Source organism: Bradyrhizobium sp. Pha-3 (genome assembly GCF_042258325.1).
GTDB classification, from domain to species: Bacteria; Pseudomonadota; Alphaproteobacteria; order Rhizobiales; family Xanthobacteraceae; genus Bradyrhizobium; species Bradyrhizobium elkanii.
Genome location: NZ_CP170151.1, coordinates 5,174,489 through 5,192,328, shown reverse-complemented (window position 1 = coordinate 5,192,328; position 17,840 = coordinate 5,174,489). Strand labels below are relative to the sequence as shown.

Sequence of the window (17,840 nt, the reverse complement as noted above, 5' to 3'; positions counted from 1 at the left end):
ACGTTTGCATGAACGTGCCCAGAAATGTGCTGTGGTTTGAGGTTCTGCTCTATCTGTCGCTGACGCTGGATGCGCTGTCGGTGGCGTTCCAGGACCGCACGCCGAGCGTGCTGAAGACCGAGCAGATGATCATGGGCGAGACCCTGACGGCCGGCTGCATGATTCTGCTGCTGATGTATTTCGTCCGGCTCGCCGCGCAGCACCGCAAGAACTGGCCGCGCTGGGCGCTGCTCGCAGTGCTTGTCCTGTCGGTGATGTCCCTGGTGCAGGTCATCGGCGCAAGGGGCATGGAGATCGACAGCGCGATCGAGGTGGTGTCATGCATCCTGACCACGGCCGGGATGTATTATTCCTTCACCGGTGACGCGCGGGGCTGGTTCAACGCGTAGGGCATGACGCGTGAGGAAAGCTGCGTTCATCCGAGGAATCCTGATAGACTCCGCGCATGGAATGGACCGACGAAGGCATCGTGCTCGGCGTGCGGCGGCATGGCGAATCCTCCGCCATCGTCGAGCTGTTGACGCGCGAGCACGGCCGCCATCTCGGCCTGGTGCGCGGCGGCGCCGGCTCGCGGATGCGGCCGCTGCTGCAGCCCGGCAACAGCGTCACCGCGGTGTGGCGGGCGCGGCTCGACGAGCATCTCGGCATGTATGTGCTGGAGGGCACGCGGCTGCGCGCGGCGACGCTGCTCGGCTCGTCACATGCGGTCTACGGCGTCACGCATCTGGCGGCGCTGGCCCGGCTGCTGCCGGAGCGCGATCCGCATGAGGACATCTACTGGATGCTGCAAGGGACGCTCGACGATTTCGAGGACGCCGGCGTTGCCGCCGTGCACCTGATCCGGTTCGAGCTCGCCATGCTGACCGAGCTCGGCTTCGGGCTCGACCTGGAAAACTGCGCGGCCACTGGGGAGACGTCGGACCTGATCTATGTATCGCCGAAATCCGGCGGCGCCGTGTCCCGCGCCGCCGGCGAGCAGTGGCGCGACCGGCTGTTGCCGCTGCCGGCGTTCCTGCGCGAAGGCGAGGGCGGCGCCAACAGCTGGTCGGACCAGGACCTGCTCGACGGTTTCCAGATTACCGGCCTGTTCCTGCTCCGCCACGTGCTGGAGCCCCGCGGCCAGGGCCATTCCGACGCCCGCGACGGATTTATCAACGCCGTGGCCCGGCGGCGGAGACGGCTGGCGGGGACGTGATCCCGCGCCCCGAGCTGCTGTTTTCACGAGATCGAGGTCATCGAGCTCGCCTCGGACGTCGATGGCGCGAAGCACTGACATTCCCGCGCCCCTGTCATGCGCGGCGGGACGGGAACGAGATCGCCTCGTGAAGCATTGCGGGGGCGTGGTTCCATCGATGGGCGACCGATGTTTCTGCGGGGAATTATTATTTCAGCGGCGTTGCTGACGCTGCCACCGGACGCAATGGCCGGCGAGCAGGGGGGCGTGCTCCGTCGCGTCTCCTGCACGGTGGTTCGCTACTACGTCGCCAGGTACTCCGCCTCGGCCGCCGAAAGCTGGGCCAGAGCCCATGGCGCGACCGACGCCGAGATCGAAATCGCCCGCCATTGCCTCAAGGAAACTCCCGTCAAGCCCGTGCGGACCGCCGGCCAGTCGGCGCAATAATCGCGCGAATCAGGTGCATCGATGGGCGGTTGGCGTGATTCGCGGCTTGCCCGATTCACCGCCAAGGTTTAACGCCTCCCCATGGGAAAACGACAGATTCCGCCGGAAGAGCCGGCCGAAATTCACGAGGTGCCGCTGCGTGACGCGCTCGAGGAGCGCTATCTCGCCTATGCGCTCTCGACCATCATGCATCGCGCCCTGCCGGACGCCCGCGACGGGCTGAAGCCGGTGCACCGGCGCATCCTCTACGGCATGGACCTGCTCGGGCTCGACCCGCGCGCCGCATTCAAGAAGTCGGCCAAGATCGTCGGCGACGTGATGGGCTCGTTCCATCCGCATGGCGACCAGGCGATCTATGACGCCATGGTGCGTCTGGCGCAGGATTTCTCCTCGCGCTACCCGCTGGTCGACGGCCAGGGCAATTTCGGCAATATCGACGGCGATAATCCGGCGGCCTACCGCTACACCGAAGCGCGCATGACCGAGGTCGCGCGGCTGCTGCTCGACGGCATCGACGAGGACGGCGTCGAGTTTCGCCTCAACTACGACGGCCAGTCGAAAGAGCCGGTGGTGCTGCCGGGCGGCTTCCCGAACCTGCTCGCCAATGGCGCGCAGGGCATCGCGGTCGGCATGGCGACCTCGATCCCGCCGCACAACGCGGCCGAACTCTGCGACGCCGCGCTGCATCTGATCGAGAAGCCCGACGCCAAGTCGAAGGCGCTGCTGAAATGGGTCAAGGGCCCGGACTTCCCGACCGGCGGCATCGTGGTCGATTCCAAGGAAGCGATCGTCGAGGCCTACACCACGGGGCGCGGCTCGTTCCGCACCCGTTCGCGCTGGACCCAGGAGGAGGGCGCGCGCGGCACCTGGGTGGTCGTCGTCACCGAGATCCCCTGGCTGGTGCAGAAGTCGCGGATCGTGGAGAAAATCGCCGAGCTCATCAACGAGAAGAAGCTGCCGCTGGTTGCCGACGTCCGCGACGAATCGGCCGAGGACGTCCGGCTCGTGATCGAGCCGAAATCGCGCACCGTCGATCCGGCGCTGATGATGGAGTCGCTGTTCCGCCTGACCGAGCTGGAAAGCAAGATCTCGCTGAACCTCAACGTGCTGATCAAGGGCCGCATCCCGAAGGTGGTCGGCCTTGCCGAGTGCCTGCGCGAATGGCTCGACCATCTGCGCGACGTGCTGGTCCGCCGGTCCAACTTCCGCAGGACCCAGATCGAGCACCGCCTGGAAGTGCTGGGCGGCCACCTCGTCGCCTATCTGAACCTCGACAAGGTGATCAAGATCATCCGGACCGAGGACGAGCCGAAGCCGGTCTTAATGAAGACCTTCAAGCTGTCAGAGATTCAGGCCGATGCCATCCTCAACATGCGCCTGCGCAATTTGCGCCGCCTGGAGGAGATGGAGATCCGCACCGAGGACAAGGATCTTCGCAAGGAGCTGAAAGGGATCGAGGGCCTGCTGGCTTCCGAGACGGAGCAGTGGGCCAAGGTCAGCGATCAGGTGCGCAAGGTCCGCGACATCTTCGGGCCCAAGACGCCGCTCGGCAAGCGTCGCACCACCTTCGCCGATGCGCCCGAGCATGACCTCGCCGCGATCGAGGAAGCGCTGGTCGAGCGCGAGCCGTGCACCGTCGTGATATCAGAGAAGGGCTGGGTGCGGACGCTGAAGGGCCATGTCGAGGATCTCTCCGGCCTTGCCTTCAAGACCGACGACAAGCTCGAGCACTCGTTCTTTGCCGAGACCACCTCGAAGCTGCTGCTGTTCGCGACCAACGGCAAGTTCTATTCGCTCGACGTGGCAAAGCTGCCGGGCGGCCGCGGCCATGGCGAGCCGATCCGGATGTTCATCGATCTCGAGCAGGACGCCGCGATCATCTCGCTGTTCGTCAACAAGGGCGAGCGCAAGTTTCTGATCGCGAGCAGCGAGGGTCAGGGTTTTGTCGTCAAGGAAGAGGACTGCGTCGGCAACACCCGCAAGGGCAAGCAGGTGCTCAACGTCGAAATGCCGAACGAGGCCCGCGCGATCACGATCGTGAACGGCGACACCGTCGCGGTAATCGGCACCAACCACAAGATGGTGCTGTTCGGCCTCGACCAGGTGCCGGAGATGGCGCGCGGCCGCGGCGTGCGCCTGCAGAAATACACCAGCGCGTCGCTGTCTGACGTTGCGGTGTTCGATGCCAAGGCCGGCCTGACCTGGAAGGATTCCGCCGGCCGCGAGCACAGCATGACCATGAAGGAACTGGCCGACTGGCGCGGCAACCGCGCCGACGCCGGCCGGCTCGCCCACGGCCTGCCGAAGTCGAACAAGTTCAATCGCGGCGTGGAATAGCCGTACGGTAGCCCGGATGGAGCGCAAGCGAAATCCGGGGCCGCTGTCGCATTGGGCAATGATCCCGGATTGCGCTGCGCTCCATCCGGGCTACGCCTTCGACTAGCGCGGTGTGATAGTATCCACATTTCACCGCGCTATAACCGTCGCCGACGACATCGGGCGACGGTTGCCATGGCGCACAATCACGACCACGACCACAGCGGTCATTCTCACGGACACGCCCACGCCGGGCATTCCCATGCCGGACACAGCCACGCGCCCGACAATTTCGGCACCGCCTTTGCGGTCGGCGCGTCGCTGAACACCGCCTTCGTCGTCGCGGAGCTGATCTTCGGCTATTCCGCCAACTCGCTGGCGCTGGTCTCCGACGCGGTTCACAATCTCTCCGACGTCATCGCGCTGCTGCTGGCCTGGGGCGGGGCATGGCTCGCCGGCAGGCGGCCGACCGATACCCACACCTATGGCTACCGTCGCGCCTCGATCCTGGCGGCGCTGTTCAATGCCGGGCTGCTCCTGATCGCGGTCGGCGGCATCGCGGTCGAGGCGATCAATCGCTTGCGCGAACCGGCGGAGGTCGCAAGCTGGACCGTGGTCTGGGTCGCGGCGCTCGGCGTCCTGATCAATGGCGGCACCGCGCTGCTGTTCATGCGCGGCCGCGACAGCGATCTCAATGTCCGCGGCGCCTATCTGCACATGGCGGCGGATGCCGGCGTCTCGGTCGGCGTCGTGGTCGCCGCGCTCTTGATCATGGCGACCGGCTGGCAGTGGCTCGATCCGGCGATCAGCCTGGTCATCGCCGTGGTGGTGCTGCTGAGCGGCTGGGAGCTCGCCCGCGACAGTGTCAACCTCGCGCTCGACGCGGTGCCGAAGGGGATCGTTTTCAAGCAGGTGAGGGACTATCTCGCCGCGCTCGAGGGGGTGACTGAAGTTCACGACCTGCACATCTGGGCGATGAGCACCAGCGAGACCGCGCTGACCGCGCATCTGGTGCGGCCCGGCGGACACGACGATGTCTTCCTGCATCATGTCTGCGCCGAGCTCTCGGAGCGCTTCAGCATCCACCACGCCACGCTGCAGGTCGAGATCAGCAGCGAGACCTGCCGGCTGGCACCGGCCGAAATGGTCTAGCCTAGGAGCCGCCATCCACTCGCATTCAATTGATCGATCGACCCATGTCCCCGTCTTCCGCGGGCGGCGGCGACACGGCACATTGCGACCGCGCGAATGGCCGGCGTGATCAACGGAGGGCGACGTGAAGAAGGCAATCGGTCTTGCGATGTTGTTCTGGGCCGTGGGCGCGCTGCCGCATGCGGGCGCCGAGCCGGCGAAATCAGGCGTCGAGAAGCTCTACATCCTCAACTGCGGCGAAGGCGTTGCAGGCGACATTTCCCGCTGGTCGCCCGGCGTCAATGAAGGCAAGTCGATGGACTTCGTCGACAATTGCTACCTGATCAAGCATGCCCAGGGCTGGTTCCTGTGGGATACCGGCATTCCGGATGCGGTGGCGGCGATGCCGAACGGCCTTGCGCCGGCCGATCCGAAGGCGGTCACCTGGCGGCGGCCGAAGACGCTCGCCGCGCAGCTCGACCAGCTCGGCGTCAAGCCGTCGGACATCAAGGCGATCGCCGTCTCGCACACCCATCCCGATCACATCGGCAATGTCGAGCTGTTCCCGGCCGCGATGCTGTATGTGCAGAAGGCGGAATATGAATGGCCCGGGACCAACAACGCGCCGCGCTTCAAACCCGAGCATCCCGTGACGAAGCTGGAAGGCGACCGCGACGTATTCGGCGACGGCAGCATCACCATCCTGTCGACGCCGGGCCATACGCCCGGCCACCAGTCGCTGCTGGTGAAACTGCCGAAGACAGGCGCGGTAGTGCTGACCGGCGATGCCGTTCACTTCAGGGATAATTGGGACAATCGGCGCGCGCCGAGCATGAACGCCAGCAAGGAGCAGACGCTGGCCTCGATGCAGAAGATCGCCGACACGCTGTCGAAAGAGAAGGCGCAGCTCTGGATCAACCACGACAAGGCGCAGCGCGACGGGCTGAAGCTGTCGCCTGAGTTCTATGACTGAACGGTCTTGGCGCCGCGCGCTTTCGACCAGTCGCGAAAAACCTGCGCGGTCTCCTCGTCCATCGGGAAGAAGCTTTCGATGCGCAGCTCCTGCAGTGTGACGTCCTGCGGCGTCCCCAGCGTCGCGATCGTGGTGAACAATTGCAGGCTGACGTCGCCCTTGCGGAATAGCATCGGCAGCACCGGCCCGGATGTGGGCCCCGGCGGCGCGGCCAACGCGGCCTCGACACCGTCATAGGCCAGCAGGCGCTTGAGCAATTCCGCCGTCGCGGTGGTGCCGTCGGCGGCGGCATCGGCCTCGACGCTGCGGATGAAATAGCCGGCCACCTCGGTCCAGTTGGTGAGATAGGGGCGCAACACACCGGGCGCGACCAGTGCATCGGCAAGGTTGACCGCCGTGCCCGGGGCCAGCGGCCCGACCAGGAATTCCACCAGCTGCCCCGCGCCCGAATTGGCGAGCAGCAGATTCCAGTGCCGGTCGACCACGACCGCCGGAAAAGGCTCCTGCTGCGCCAGGATGAAATCCAGCGCGTAACGGATCTGGCCGAGCTCCGGCGCGGCAAGGTCGGTTTGCCGCCAGACCGGCGCGAATCCGGCCGCGACCAAGAGCGCGTTCTGCTGGCGAAACGGCACGTCGAGCGCCGCGGCAAGCCGGATTACCATGTCGCGGCTCGGTGCGGCGCGCCCGAGCTCGAGGAAGCTGAGATGGCGCTGGGAAATGTCCGCGCGCCCGGCGAGTTCGAGTTGCGAGTGCCCCTTGCGTTGCCGCCACCAGCGCAGGCTGGCTGCAAAATCGCGCTGCTGCGACATGGGTACCTGCCAAATACCTGCCAAGTAGTTGCCGGAATGATCTCGCCGGGCAAGATGCCACAAGCGAATGCGAAACGCATGGGGATCGGCATGGGCGAGTGGATCGGCGTTGCGATTGCCTTGGTCTCGAGCTGCCTCGGCGGCACGGCGGCGGCGATCACGCGTTATCTGGCCGGCAACGCCGACCCGATCACGCTGGCGATCCTGCGCTGGGCGATCGGCTTTCTCTGCGTGCTTCCCGCCGCGGTCCTGCTCGGGGCGAAGTGGCCGCGGCGCGAGGACTTGCCGGCGGTCGCGGCGCTCGGCGTCGCCTTCTTCGGCGTGTTCTTCGTGCTCTATAATCTCGCGATGTCCTACACGACGGCGGCGCGCGCCAGCCTGGCGCTGGCGACCTTGCCGCTCTCCACCATGGTGGTCGGCGCCTTGCTCGGCATCGAGCCGCTGACGATGCGCAAATCGGTCGGGGTCTCGATTGCGGTGCTCGGCGTGGCGGCAGCGCTGGCATCCGGGCTGGCGGCGGCGCCACCGGGCGCATGGCGCGGCGAACTGATCATGGCCGCCGCGGTGCTCTGCATGGCCTTCTACAACGTGTTGTCGCGACCGTTCATCCGCCGCTCCAGCGCGCTCGGTTTCCTTGCCGTCGGCATGGGCGCCGGCGCGGCGGCGCTGGTGGCGGTGGGGTCGTTCACCGGCAGCCCGGCGACGCTGCGCGAGTTCGGCACGTCGCAATGGATCGCAGGGCTTTATCTCGGCATAGCCGGCGGTGCGCTGGCCTTCATCCTGTGGGTGCTGGCGCTCGAGCGGGCCTCGCCGACCCGCGTTGCCAACACCATGACGGTCAATCCGATCGCCGCCGGGCTGCTTGCCAAGCAACTGGTCGGCGAGCCGATCACGGCCAATTTGGTCGTCGGCCTGATCGCGGTCTTTGCGGGCATCTGGATCGCGACGTCGGAAACCAAATCGGTCTGATCAGCCGCGCGGGGCGGAAGGCGTGGTCACCGATGGGGCAGGCGAGTGCTTCGGCTTCAGCGTGCCGGCGTAGAACGACAGGACGAACACCAGGATAAGACCGACAAGGTAGACCCCATAGGATTGCGGCGGGGTGATCGCCCATTGCATGAGGCGGCGGATCGGGTTTGGCGGGCCAGCGTCGTTGTCCATGCGCTGTTGTGCGCGAGCGGCCGGACAAAAGGAAGCGGAATCGGCGCTCTTCGGTGGCCGTGTTCCGCTCGAAATGGTGGCGCGGGCGGCCTTGCAATGCCGCATTGGCGTTCGCATCTGTCACGCGACGACCAGCCCTTCCTCCCGCACCAATTGCCCGGCATAATCCGACTTATGGAACTGACGCCCCGTTTGCGCCTGATGAATTGGCTGGTCCGCCAGGGTCTGACGGGCCTGCCGGAAAACGACCTGCTGCGCGGTTTCTGCGAGCGCTGCCGGGCGGCGGGCATGCCGCTTTCGCGGGCCATCGTCTTCATCGATACGCTGCATCCGATCTTCGAGGGACGCGGTTTCCGCTGGAACGACGGCGAGAGCAATGAAGCCGACATCTTCGAATACGGTTCGACCAGCACCGGCGAGGCCAGCCAGACCTGGCGGCGGTCGGCCTTCTACCACATGCTCGAAAACGGCCATGGCGAGATAGTGATCGATCTCGCCGATACCTCGCACGATTTCTCGATGATCGGCGAGCTCGCCGAAAAGGGCCACAAGCATTTCGCCGCCTTCGTGCATCGCTTCGGCGAGGCCGGCACGATCGGCGAGATGGACTGCTTCTACTCCTACTACACCACCCGCCATTCGGACGGGTTCGACGAGAACCACATGGCGGCGCTGCGCGATCTGGTGCCGGTGCTCGGGCTCGCGATCAAGTCGGCCGCGCAGGTCGAGATCGCCCGCACGCTGGGCCGGGTCTATCTCGGCCGCGACACCGCGGAGCAGGTGCTGCGCGGACGCATGCAGCGCGGCATCACCGAGAAGATCAAGGCCGTGCTATGGTACTCCGACGTGCGCGGCTCGACCGCGATCAGCGAGCGGATCGGCCCGGACGAGATCATTCCGTTCCTCAACGACTATGCGCAGGCCTCGATCGACGCGATCCATGACGCCGGCGGCGAGGTGCTGAAGCTGATCGGCGACGGCGTGCTGGCGATGTTCACCGGCGAGAACGTGGCAGGCGCGAAGCGGGCCGCGCTGCGGGCCGAGCACAGATTCCGACATAACATCCGCGTGCTGAACGATCGCCGCGAGAACGAGGGCCGGCCGACCACCACGGCCTATGTCGGGCTCCATGTCGGCCAGGTCTTCTACGGCAATATCGGCAGCGAGGACCGGCTGGATTTCACGGTGGTCGGGCCCGCCGTCAACGAGGTCAGCCGGATCGCCTCGATGTGCGCCTCGGTCGACCGCGAGCTATTGACCTCGACCGATTTCCGCACCGGGCTCGACGCCGCCGGCCGCAACTATCTGGTCTCCACCGGCCGCTTCGTGCTGCGCGGCATCGGCCATGCGCAGGATCTCTACACGCTGGATCCGGCTGTCGCCGCCGACGAGGTCGTCGGCGGCAAATACGAGCGGTACCTAGCGAGCTGATCAGCAGCGCGCAGGTTCGCCGACCATGTCCGGCTGTCGCGTCAGCGACACCGCGGGCGACATCAGGATCACCAGCGCCTGGGCGGCGAAGATTGCGGCTGCGAGATAGAGGCAGGCTTCGGCGCCGTAGAGCCCGCCGACGATGGCGCCGAGCGCGGAACCGAGCGGGCGCGCGCCGTAGCTCATGATGTTGATCGCCGAGACGCGGCCGAGCAGCGAGGGCGGCGTCACCGACTGCCGCAGCGTGGTGGTCGAGATCACCCACAGGATCGGGCCGACGCCGAGCAGGAAGAAGCTGAGGCCGGCGAGCAGCGGCGTCGCAATCCAGGTCGTCAGCGCCATCACGGCCGCGGCGACGAAGCCGGTGACCGGGCCGAGCCCGATCACGGTGCCGAACGCCAGCCGCTTCATCACGCGGGTGGCGAACAGCGCGCCGACCACCATGCCGACGCCGTACATCGCAAGCGTGGTGCCGACACCGGTGGCGCTGAGCTCGAGATGACGCACCGCATAGGGCACGAACACGGCGAGCAGCAGGAAGGACGCCGTGTTGAAGATGAACTGGGTGATGAACACCGGCCGCAGCAAGGCGTGGTGCATCACGAAGGCCGCGCCTTCCTTGATGTCATGCAACGGATGGCGCCGCGGGGCAGGCTGGCGCGCCGGCTCGTAGATGCCGGCGAGCAGCACGACTGCGATCGCGGACAGCGCGGCGGCGAAGCCGAATGCGGGCGCAGCGCCGACCCAGCCGACCAGCACGCCGCCGAGCGCGGGGCCGCTGGCGAACGCGACGGTGCGCGCGAGCTCGATGCGGGCGTTCGCCGCAGGCAATTGCTGTGACGTCACCAGCGAAGGGACCAGCGCCGGCGCAGCGACGCTGTAGGCGACCGTGCCGCAGACCGCGATGAAGCCGAGCAGGGCGAGCAGCGGCAAGGTCATCAGGCCGAGCCACAGCAACAGCAGGATCGCGGCAAGCGCGGCCGCGCGCAGCGCTTCGGAGCCCGCCATCACCCAGCGCCGCGACACGCGGTCGGCGAGCAGGCCGGCGGGGATCGCAAACAGGATGAAGGGCAGCGTCAGCGCGGTCTGCAGCAGGCCGGTCTGGCCTTCGCCGACGCCGAGCAGCAGCACGGCGACGATGGGTGCGGCCGCAAGCGCGATCTGCTCGGCCGACTGCGCGGCGAGATTGGACCAGGCCAGGCGATTGAAGGTGGCCGGCAGGCGAGGCGTATCGGCGGACATGGCAGAATCCTTGATCATTCGACTGCCCATAGTGTGTGGTTGGAAGAGGTCCGATCCCACCCGTTTCCCGATAACGCCAAAAGCAGAAGCCCGCCGGAGAGGCGGGCCTTTCTGGTCGAAGTGAGATGGGGTTTAGCGCATCGGAGCTGCATTCCCTCCCCCGCTTGCGGGCAGGGCAATCGCATATGGAAAGAAATCTGTCGGGCAGCGTCCTCGCGGCCATCCTTCGAGACGCCCGCCTTCGGCGGGCTCCTCAGGATGAGGATCTTGTTTTGCGGCACAATAATAGACCCTCATGGTGAGGAGCGCCGCTTGCGGCGCGTCTCGAACCACGAGGCCGAGTTACCTCCGCAGCCGCCGAAGGGTCATATGCGATTGCCCTGCGCTTGCGGGGGGAGGGTTAGGGTGGGGGCTCTCTCCGCGATCCGTATCGTGGAGAGAGCCCCCACCCGGATCGCATCTCCGATGCGATCCGACGTAAGAGCGAGCTTCGCTCGTCTCGACCCCGCAAGCGGGAGAGGTGAAATGCGTCTGCCGTCAGAGCCCGGTCACATCACTGCGCCGTGGGTCCCGCCGCAAGCTGGCCGGTGATGGTGCCCACCAACGTGGCGGGGCGGCTGTCCTCGCCATTCGCCGCCGGCGGAGCGACCTCGGACTTGCGCTGCGCCAGCGCGCTGGTCAGGCTGGTGAGCGCGTCCGACCCGGCGGGGAAGCCTGCCTCCGAGAGGATCTTATCGATCATCGGCTTGAACGCCGAGACCGACAGCAACTGCGCGGCGAGGCCGTCGCCGAGCCCAAGGCCGCCATTGCCGTTGGCGTGGCCATTGGCGCCGCCGCGGCCGAGCATGCTGCCGGTGTCGAAGATCCGGATGTCGGAGATCTTCTCGATCGGCTTCACCGCCTCGGCGAGCGCGCTCGGGATCACGTTGATCCGCGCGAGGTTGAGATCGTAGGCGATCATGTCGGTGCTCAGTCTGTTGCGCGCCTCCGCCTTCATCGTCGCGACCTCGGCTTCGGCCTGGCCGAGCGCCTTGACGCCGGCAGCGCGGGTGGTGGCAGCCGCCGCATCGGCCTTGGCGAGCACGTTGGTGGCTTCCGCCTTGTTGGCGGCGGCCTGGCGTTCGGCCTCGGCCATCACCGTGATCGGCATCGCGTCGGTCTCGGCCGCCTTGCGCGCCGCGATCACGTTGATGATCTTGTCGCGCTCGGCGATCTCGGTGGCGCGGGCGGTGGTGACCTTTTCCTCGGCGGCGATCGCGACGGCGCGCGCGGTCTCGGCGATGGTCTGGGCCTCCGACTGCTCCTTGCTCTTGGCCGCGACCGCGATGGCGCTTTCCTGCGCCACGATCTGAAGGTCGCGCTCCATCTCGGTGTTGCGGCGCTTGACCGCGAGATCGGCCTCGATCTTGCGGGTGTCGCGGGCCTGGTTGGCCTCGGTCTGCTTGTTGGCGACCGCGAGCTCCTGCTGGATGCGGTATTCGGCCTCGTTCTGCAGCGCGGTCTGTTCGACCTGCGCCGTCTGCGCGCGCATCGCGGCGGTCTTGTTGGCGATGTCGCGCTGCTGGGCGAGCTCGGCCTCGCGCTTGGTGCTTTCGATCGTCAGCGTGGTCTGCCGCGCCACCAGATCCTGCTGGGCGATGTTGACCTCGGTGGTACGGACGATCTGGTTGCGCTCCTGCTCACGCTCCTTGGTGATCTTGGTCAGCGTGGTCAGGCCATGCGCGTCGAAGAAATTGCTCGGGTTGAAGTGCTTGATGTCGCTCTGGTCGAGCTTCGTCAGCGACACCGATTCAAGCTCGAGACCGTTGTTCTGGATGTCGGCGCCGACCGCGTCCTGCACCGCCTTGACAAAGGTGGCGCGCTGCTCCTGCAATTCCTCGAGGTTCATGGTCGCGGCGACCGAGCGCAGGCCGTCGACGAACTTGGCCTCGACCAGCTCGCGCAGCTCGGCCGCGTCATTGGTGCGGTTGCCGAGCGTCTGCGCGGCGAGCGCGATCGACGACGAGTCGGGTTTGACGCGCAGATAGAACTCGGCGCCGATATCGACGCGCATGCGGTCCTTGGTGATCAGCGAGTCCGGGCCGCCGCGCGCGACCTCGAGCCGCAGCGTCTTCAGGTTCACCGCAGCGGTGGAGTGGAAGATCGGCAGCACGAGCGAGCCGCCGTCGAGCACCACCTTCTGGCCGCCGAGGCCGGTGCGGACATAGGCCTCATCGCGCGTCGAGCGCTTGTAGAGCTTTGCGAACAGGAGACCGATAACGAGGATGACGATGACGCCAATAACGACGGGTACAGCAAGTTCCCACATGTGTTATGCCCTGTTGGAAGATCGTTGTTGTTCGACGAGGTCGGCTGGAGCGGCAATCGCGATGAAGCCCTTGGCATCGCGATCGACCAGCAGCACGCTGGCGCCGACCGGCAATGCCCCGGACTCCGCGCTGGCACGCGCCGACACGGTGTGCCAGTTGCCGAAGACATCCTTGAGACGGACCCTGCCGGGCAGGCCCTGATCGAGCGGGCCGACCGACACGGTTGCGACCTTGCCGACAAAGTCGCTGTCGTTGACCGCGTAGCTCTCGTCGCGCGGAATGACGCGGGCGAGGCCGCGGCTGGTATTCCTGATCACGGGGATGCTGCCTGCCGCAGCAACCACCGCGGCAAGCGAGACCGGGATGGCGGTGCCTGCGGCATGCGCCAGTCCCTGAAGCAGGAAGCCTCCGATCGAGAAGATGCCGAGGATCAGGATGATCAGGATCAGGAGGGGAAGCCGCCCGGCGTTGATCCAGAGAAACAGGCCACCGAGAGCATTGTGGCTCTCGGCCTCGACCGCGAAATCCTTGCCGATCAATTCGCTGATCGAAAGTCCGACCATAGTGGAGAGCAGTTCGATACCGCCAAGTGCCACCATGATCGCAGCCGCGACCGCGAACGGCCGCACGTCGGGGGCGAGCAGAATGTCGCCAACTGCACTCATTTTTCTGACTTGATCCTTTCAAGCCGCGCCGCGATTTCCTTTTCGCGATGCAGGCGATCGAGTTCGTCAAGCTCCTTGTCGCCGAGCACGCTGGAGGCGGGAACACCGGTGACCCGGGCGATCGCCGCCATGGCGCGCTCAGCACTCAATGTATTGGTCGTCGATGGGCCCCGGCTGGTTTCGTCCTGGGCCTCGCGGATCAGGCTTTGTTCGAGATCGGCCAGGCGCGTCTCCGCCTCGCGGCGCGCGCCGAGCATGGCCTGCAGCGCCTTGGTCTGCTCATCGATTTCGAGCTCGATGAAATCCATCGCGCGCTCCAGCGCGATCACCTGCGACTCCAGATCAATTTGCCGTGCGACACCGGCGCGCGCGAGATCCTCGCGATTTTCCGCAAGTGCGAGACGAATCTTCTCGTTCAGGCCAGTCGTTTCGGTATCCAGTTCCTCGCGCCGTTTCCTCAAGCGGAATTCTTCGGCGCGCGACTTGCCGAGCGCATAGCGCGCCTCGTCGGCGCCGGTGTCGATCTCGCGGATCGCCTGTTTGACCAGCGCGACCTTGTTGTTGTTCTCGACATTGTCGATGGTCTGGCTCGCGATGGCGGCAAGAAGCCGGCCCATGCGCGCAAGGATGCCTTCGTGAAGCATGGTCTTCTCCTCCGGTTGTGCTGATTTCGATTTGACGGCGATGTGGATTTCGTAGCCGCGTCCATCTGAGATCAAATGCGCCGGGAAGGGGCTTTCCCAGCCCGAGACATATCCCGGCACGTCGAACGGCACCAAGACGCGTCCGCTGACAGTGCTAATGGTCAGTGAAGTTGGACCCTTGATCGCGAACAACTTGTCGTCGAGCGGTATCCGGCGGACGGCGGAGCCTGCGATGTAACTGGCGCGATCGCGCAGGCCGAGCGTCACCAGCCGTGCGGGCAGGCCGGTCTCCTTGCGGATCTTCTCGTAGGCCTGGGCGTGCAGCGAAACCAGGTTGGCGCCGACGGGAGCGACCTCCGCGAGGATCGCCATCATCCGGTCATAGGCCGCAAAGGTCGCCTCGATCGCCTCGGTGCCTGAAGGGTCAGGGGCGAGGGCGTAGCGCAGCGTCGCGGTTGGCGTCTCGACGGGCAGCTTAATCATGTATCAAACGTAAAGCACTTCCTCAGTACTTTACAAGGAGGGCAGTTGGTATCATTTTCGTGAGCCTAGATGCAGTTGCAAATGAGTTGCAATAACGGCAGAGATCGGCCATCCTTGGTGCATGGATGCTCGGACCCCAGAACTGTCTTCCGTTTCCGTTCCCAATGCCGTGCCAGGCGGCTGGCGGGGCGACGCCGGACATGTGCGCAGCCTGCCGGAGGTGAACGCGAGCGTCGCGGTGCCGTCGGGCGGCCTGTGGTGGCGGCGGCTGCTCGCCTTCGCCGGGCCGGGCTATCTGGTTTCGGTCGGCTACATGGACCCCGGCAACTGGGCCACCGACCTCGCGGGCGGATCGAAGTTTGGCTACACGCTGCTGTCGGTCATCCTGCTCTCCAACCTGATGGCGATTTTGCTGCAGGCGCTCGCCGCGCGGCTCGGCATCGCCACCGACCGCGATCTCGCCCAGGCCTGCCGCGCGACCTATTCGCGCCCGGTGAATTTGCTGCTGTGGCTCGCCTGCGAGGCCGCGATCATCGCCTGCGACCTCGCTGAGGTGATCGGCACCGCGATCGCGCTCAAGCTGCTGTTCGGCATTCCCCTGATCGGCGGCGCGCTGCTGGCGGCGCTGGATGCATTCCTGCTGCTGCTCCTGATGAACCGCGGCTTCCGCTTCCTCGAGGCCTTCGTCATCGCGCTCCTGATCGTCATCGCGGTCTGCTTCGTCGTCCAGATCGCCGCCGCCGCGCCGCCGGTGGCCGCCGTGCTCGGCGGCTTCATCCCGTCGCGCGAGATCGTCACCAATCCGGAGATGCTGTACATCGCGATCGGCATTATCGGCGCCACCGTGATGCCGCATAATCTCTATCTGCACTCCTCGATCGTGCAGACCCGCGCCTATCCGCGCACCGAGGAGGGCCGGCGCGACGCGATCAAATGGGCGACCACCGATTCCACCATCGCGCTGATGCTGGCGCTGTTCGTCAACGCCGCGATCCTGGTGCTGGCGGCCGCGACCTTCCACAAGAGCGGCCATTCCGATGTCGCCGAGATCGACCAGGCGTTCGAACTGCTGTCGCCGCTGCTCGGCCTAGGCATCGCCTCGACGCTGTTTGCCGTGGCGCTGCTGGCGTCCGGCCTCAACTCGACGGTGACCGCGACGCTGGCCGGCCAGATCGTGATGCAGGGCTTCCTCGATCTGCGGCTGCCCGACTGGCTGCAGCGGGTCGTGACCCGCGGCATCGCGATCGTCCCGGTCATTGTGGTCGCCGCGCTTTATGGCGAGAGCGGCACGGCGCAGCTGCTGGTGTTCAGCCAGGTCGTGCTGTCGATGCAGCTGCCGTTCGCGGTGATCCCGCTGGTGCGCTTCGTGTCCGACAAGCGCAAGATGGGCGCGTTCGCGATTTCGCGCCCCGTCGCGGTGGCGGCGTGGATCGTCGCCGGGCTGATCGTGATCCTGAACGTGAAGCTGCTGATCGATACGTTCTTCGGCAGCTAGTCCTGCGGCTCGGCCAAGACCTCGCCTGAGGCGTCGACGCGCAGCCAGCCCGAAGGCGCGAGCCGCTGCTGCGGCAGGAAGCGGCCCTTGTAGTCCATCTTCTTGGAGCCCTCGATCCAGTACCCGAGATAGACGTAGGGCAGGCCCTGCCGGCGGGCGCGGGCGATGTGGTCGAGGATCATGAAGGTGCCGAGCGAGCGGGCCTCCAGCCCGGGCTCGAAGAACGAATAGACCATCGACAGCCCGTCGCTGAGCACGTCGGTCAGCGCCACCGCCATCAGCTCGTCGCCCCGGCCGGTGATCGCGCTGTCGGCATTGCGCTTGCGGTACTCGATGATCCGGGTCTCGACATGGCTGTCCTCGACCATCATGGCGTAGTCGAGCACGGTCATGTCGGCCATCCCGCCGTTGCGGTGGCGGCGGTCGAGATAGGCGCGGAAGACCGAATATTGCTCCGAGGTCGGCACCGCGGTGCGCTGCTCGCCGATGATGTCGGCGTTGCGGGCCAGCACCTTGCGGAAGTTGCGGGAGGGACGGAATTCGTTGGCGATCACCCGGACCGAGACGCAGGCCCGGCACTGGTCGCAGGCCGGGCGGTAGGCGATCGACTGGCTGCGGCGGAAGCCGCCATGGGTCAGCAAGTCGTTGAGATCGCCCGCTTTGTCGCCGACCAGGTGCGTGAAAACCTTCCGCTCGTGACGGCCCGGCAAATACGGGCAGGGCGAGGGCGCCGTCAAATAGAACTGGGGAGTATCACGCGAATGCTGGGTCACGTCAGATCGTCGGGCTCCACAAACAATACAGGCAGCCGAGTGAGCATCGCCCCCCTGAGGCTAACGGTCAATTGGTTTAGGCGGGCCTAATAGGAGGCCCGCGCGGCCGGAGCGACCGGGGTCCGGACCGAGCTGTTGATAATGACGGTTCCGAGGATGATGTCGTGCAGCAGCCTGCGGCGGCCGTTGAGCAGCCCGATCAGGAGCACCAGCGGCGACAGGAACGAGATCGTCACCCAGAACAGCACCGCGTGGGTGGCGCCGAGCACGAAATAGCCGCGCGCGCCGTACCAGGTCCGCAGTTCCAGATCCATCATGCGCATGCCAATGGTGGCCGAGTGCTGCCCGCCGATCGAGGCGCCGTAATAGACGATCGCCCAGACGATCGAGGCCGGCGAGACCAGCCAGAACAGCGCCCAGCCGAGACCGAGCGTGACGAGGCCGAACACCGCGATGAAAATCACCGCGAGGATCACCGGCACGGACAGCACGAACAGGTCGATCAGGAATGCAAACACGCGCCGCGTCAGCACGCCGCGGAACAGGTCCGGCTGCATCATTGGGTCGAACGCATGCGGAGGAACGCCGCCGTCGTTGCGCCAGGCCTCGTTGCGCCAGGTGCCGCCGTCATTGCCGTAGGACATGACCAACCTCCGATGAAAGTCCCGCGCAGGAGATGGGAACAGGAGGCGCGTTCGCCAAGCCTGCGCGAACATTAACTAGCCGAAATATTCCGGCGATTCGGCGGCTGAATTGAGCGGTTCTACCTCCACGCCGTCATTGCGAG

General features: G+C 66.1%; 17 protein-coding genes. 9 read left to right on the top strand and 8 right to left on the bottom strand.

Annotated elements, in window-relative coordinates; translation table 11 throughout:
* Positions 1-8: 8 nt before the first annotated feature.
* The 6 genes from ACE10X_RS24435 to ACE10X_RS24410 all read left to right on the top strand — a co-directional run bounded on the left by ACE10X_RS24435 (position 9) and on the right by ACE10X_RS24410 (position 6,041).
* Complete coding sequence (locus ACE10X_RS24435; protein ID WP_038385376.1) at positions 9-389, top strand: hypothetical protein; 381 nt, start codon at positions 9-11, stop codon at positions 387-389.
* A gap of 56 nt (positions 390-445) precedes the next feature.
* A complete protein-coding gene (recO, locus tag ACE10X_RS24430) occupies positions 446-1,195 on the top strand; it encodes a DNA repair protein RecO (RefSeq protein WP_038385377.1) in 750 nt (249 codons plus the stop codon).
* A gap of 168 nt (positions 1,196-1,363) precedes the next feature.
* Complete coding sequence (locus ACE10X_RS24425) at positions 1,364-1,621, top strand: hypothetical protein (RefSeq protein ID WP_035631644.1); 258 nt, start codon at positions 1,364-1,366, stop codon at positions 1,619-1,621.
* Between the two features lie 81 nt (positions 1,622-1,702).
* Positions 1,703-3,958 carry a DNA topoisomerase IV subunit A gene (parC, locus tag ACE10X_RS24420; RefSeq protein ID WP_038385378.1) on the top strand — a complete coding sequence of 752 codons (2,256 nt, stop codon included), beginning with the start codon at positions 1,703-1,705 and terminating at the stop codon, positions 3,956-3,958.
* Between the two features lie 174 nt (positions 3,959-4,132).
* Positions 4,133-5,089, top strand: coding sequence for a cation diffusion facilitator family transporter (locus ACE10X_RS24415; RefSeq protein WP_375762977.1), 957 nt, complete (start codon positions 4,133-4,135; stop codon positions 5,087-5,089).
* Between the two features lie 148 nt (positions 5,090-5,237).
* The gene (locus tag ACE10X_RS24410) at positions 5,238-6,041 is read left to right on the top strand and encodes an N-acyl homoserine lactonase family protein (protein WP_038385390.1); all 804 of its coding nucleotides are present in this window, start codon (positions 5,238-5,240) and stop codon (positions 6,039-6,041) included.
* Here the strand turns inward: ACE10X_RS24410 and ACE10X_RS24405 are convergent.
* Positions 6,032-6,850: a helix-turn-helix domain-containing protein gene (locus tag ACE10X_RS24405; RefSeq protein WP_038385380.1), complete on the bottom strand. Its 819-nt coding sequence runs from the start codon at positions 6,848-6,850 to the stop codon at positions 6,032-6,034. The genes ACE10X_RS24410 and ACE10X_RS24405 overlap by 10 nt on opposite strands.
* Before the next feature lie 90 nt (positions 6,851-6,940).
* Here ACE10X_RS24405 and ACE10X_RS24400 point away from each other — a divergent pair, with 90 nt between their 5' ends.
* Entirely contained in the window at positions 6,941-7,819 is an 879-nt protein-coding gene (locus ACE10X_RS24400; RefSeq protein WP_375764605.1) for a DMT family transporter, read from the top strand.
* Here the strand turns inward: ACE10X_RS24400 and ACE10X_RS24395 are convergent, their stop codons facing one another.
* Complete coding sequence (locus tag ACE10X_RS24395) at positions 7,820-8,011, bottom strand: hypothetical protein (protein WP_038385381.1); 192 nt, start codon at positions 8,009-8,011, stop codon at positions 7,820-7,822.
* Between the two features lie 174 nt (positions 8,012-8,185).
* On the opposite strand from ACE10X_RS24395, the gene ACE10X_RS24390 reads away from it, so the two are divergent.
* Positions 8,186-9,442 carry an adenylate/guanylate cyclase domain-containing protein gene (locus tag ACE10X_RS24390; RefSeq protein ID WP_038385382.1) on the top strand — a complete coding sequence of 419 codons (1,257 nt, stop codon included), beginning with the start codon at positions 8,186-8,188 and terminating at the stop codon, positions 9,440-9,442.
* On the opposite strand, the gene ACE10X_RS24385 is transcribed toward ACE10X_RS24390, so the two are convergent.
* The 4 genes from ACE10X_RS24385 to ACE10X_RS24370 all read right to left on the bottom strand — a co-directional run bounded on the left by ACE10X_RS24385 (position 9,443) and on the right by ACE10X_RS24370 (position 14,785).
* Positions 9,443-10,684 (bottom strand): MFS transporter, encoded by a 1,242-nt coding sequence (locus tag ACE10X_RS24385; RefSeq protein WP_038385392.1) that lies wholly within the window; start codon positions 10,682-10,684, stop codon positions 9,443-9,445.
* A 553-nt stretch (positions 10,685-11,237) separates the two neighbouring features.
* Positions 11,238-12,992 carry a flotillin family protein gene (locus ACE10X_RS24380; protein ID WP_038385383.1) on the bottom strand — a complete coding sequence of 585 codons (1,755 nt, stop codon included), beginning with the start codon at positions 12,990-12,992 and terminating at the stop codon, positions 11,238-11,240.
* 3 nt (positions 12,993-12,995) lie between these two features.
* Positions 12,996-13,658 (bottom strand): OB-fold-containig protein, encoded by a 663-nt coding sequence (locus tag ACE10X_RS24375; protein ID WP_038385384.1) that lies wholly within the window; start codon positions 13,656-13,658, stop codon positions 12,996-12,998.
* The gene (locus ACE10X_RS24370; RefSeq protein ID WP_051003035.1) at positions 13,655-14,785 is read right to left on the bottom strand and encodes a PspA/IM30 family protein; all 1,131 of its coding nucleotides are present in this window, start codon (positions 14,783-14,785) and stop codon (positions 13,655-13,657) included. Before ACE10X_RS24370 ends, ACE10X_RS24375 begins: the two co-directional genes overlap by 4 nt.
* 121 nt (positions 14,786-14,906) lie before the next feature.
* Between ACE10X_RS24370 and ACE10X_RS24365 the strand changes: the two genes are divergently transcribed.
* Entirely contained in the window at positions 14,907-16,280 is a 1,374-nt protein-coding gene (locus tag ACE10X_RS24365) for an Nramp family divalent metal transporter (protein WP_038385385.1), read from the top strand.
* Here the strand turns inward: ACE10X_RS24365 and ACE10X_RS24360 are convergent.
* Positions 16,277-17,053, bottom strand: coding sequence for an arginyltransferase (locus ACE10X_RS24360; protein ID WP_026192842.1), 777 nt, complete (start codon positions 17,051-17,053; stop codon positions 16,277-16,279). The genes ACE10X_RS24365 and ACE10X_RS24360 overlap by 4 nt on opposite strands.
* An 86-nt stretch (positions 17,054-17,139) precedes the next feature.
* Positions 17,140-17,697, bottom strand: coding sequence for an RDD family protein (locus ACE10X_RS24355; RefSeq protein WP_038385394.1), 558 nt, complete (start codon positions 17,695-17,697; stop codon positions 17,140-17,142).
* Positions 17,698-17,840 lie beyond the last annotated feature (143 nt).

Excerpts from the sequence above, each read along its gene's own strand:
- ACE10X_RS24435 (WP_038385376.1), top strand. The coding sequence starts at position 9 with ATGAACGTGCCCAGAAATGTGCTGTGGTTTGAGGTTCTGCTCTATCTG.
- recO (WP_038385377.1), top strand. The coding sequence starts at position 446 with ATGGAATGGACCGACGAAGGCATCGTGCTCGGCGTGCGGCGGCATGGC.
- ACE10X_RS24425 (WP_035631644.1), top strand. The coding sequence starts at position 1,364 with ATGTTTCTGCGGGGAATTATTATTTCAGCGGCGTTGCTGACGCTGCCA.
- parC (WP_038385378.1), top strand. The coding sequence starts at position 1,703 with ATGGGAAAACGACAGATTCCGCCGGAAGAGCCGGCCGAAATTCACGAG.
- ACE10X_RS24415 (WP_375762977.1), top strand. The coding sequence starts at position 4,133 with ATGGCGCACAATCACGACCACGACCACAGCGGTCATTCTCACGGACAC.
- ACE10X_RS24410 (WP_038385390.1), top strand. The coding sequence starts at position 5,238 with ATGTTGTTCTGGGCCGTGGGCGCGCTGCCGCATGCGGGCGCCGAGCCG.
- ACE10X_RS24405 (WP_038385380.1), bottom strand. The coding sequence starts at position 6,850 with ATGTCGCAGCAGCGCGATTTTGCAGCCAGCCTGCGCTGGTGGCGGCAA.
- ACE10X_RS24400 (WP_375764605.1), top strand. The coding sequence starts at position 6,941 with ATGGGCGAGTGGATCGGCGTTGCGATTGCCTTGGTCTCGAGCTGCCTC.
- ACE10X_RS24395 (WP_038385381.1), bottom strand. The coding sequence starts at position 8,011 with ATGGACAACGACGCTGGCCCGCCAAACCCGATCCGCCGCCTCATGCAA.
- ACE10X_RS24390 (WP_038385382.1), top strand. The coding sequence starts at position 8,186 with ATGGAACTGACGCCCCGTTTGCGCCTGATGAATTGGCTGGTCCGCCAG.
- ACE10X_RS24385 (WP_038385392.1), bottom strand. The coding sequence starts at position 10,684 with ATGTCCGCCGATACGCCTCGCCTGCCGGCCACCTTCAATCGCCTGGCC.
- ACE10X_RS24380 (WP_038385383.1), bottom strand. The coding sequence starts at position 12,992 with ATGTGGGAACTTGCTGTACCCGTCGTTATTGGCGTCATCGTCATCCTC.
- ACE10X_RS24375 (WP_038385384.1), bottom strand. The coding sequence starts at position 13,658 with ATGAGTGCAGTTGGCGACATTCTGCTCGCCCCCGACGTGCGGCCGTTC.
- ACE10X_RS24370 (WP_051003035.1), bottom strand. The coding sequence starts at position 14,785 with ATGATTAAGCTGCCCGTCGAGACGCCAACCGCGACGCTGCGCTACGCC.
- ACE10X_RS24365 (WP_038385385.1), top strand. The coding sequence starts at position 14,907 with ATGGATGCTCGGACCCCAGAACTGTCTTCCGTTTCCGTTCCCAATGCC.
- ACE10X_RS24355 (WP_038385394.1), bottom strand. The coding sequence starts at position 17,697 with ATGTCCTACGGCAATGACGGCGGCACCTGGCGCAACGAGGCCTGGCGC.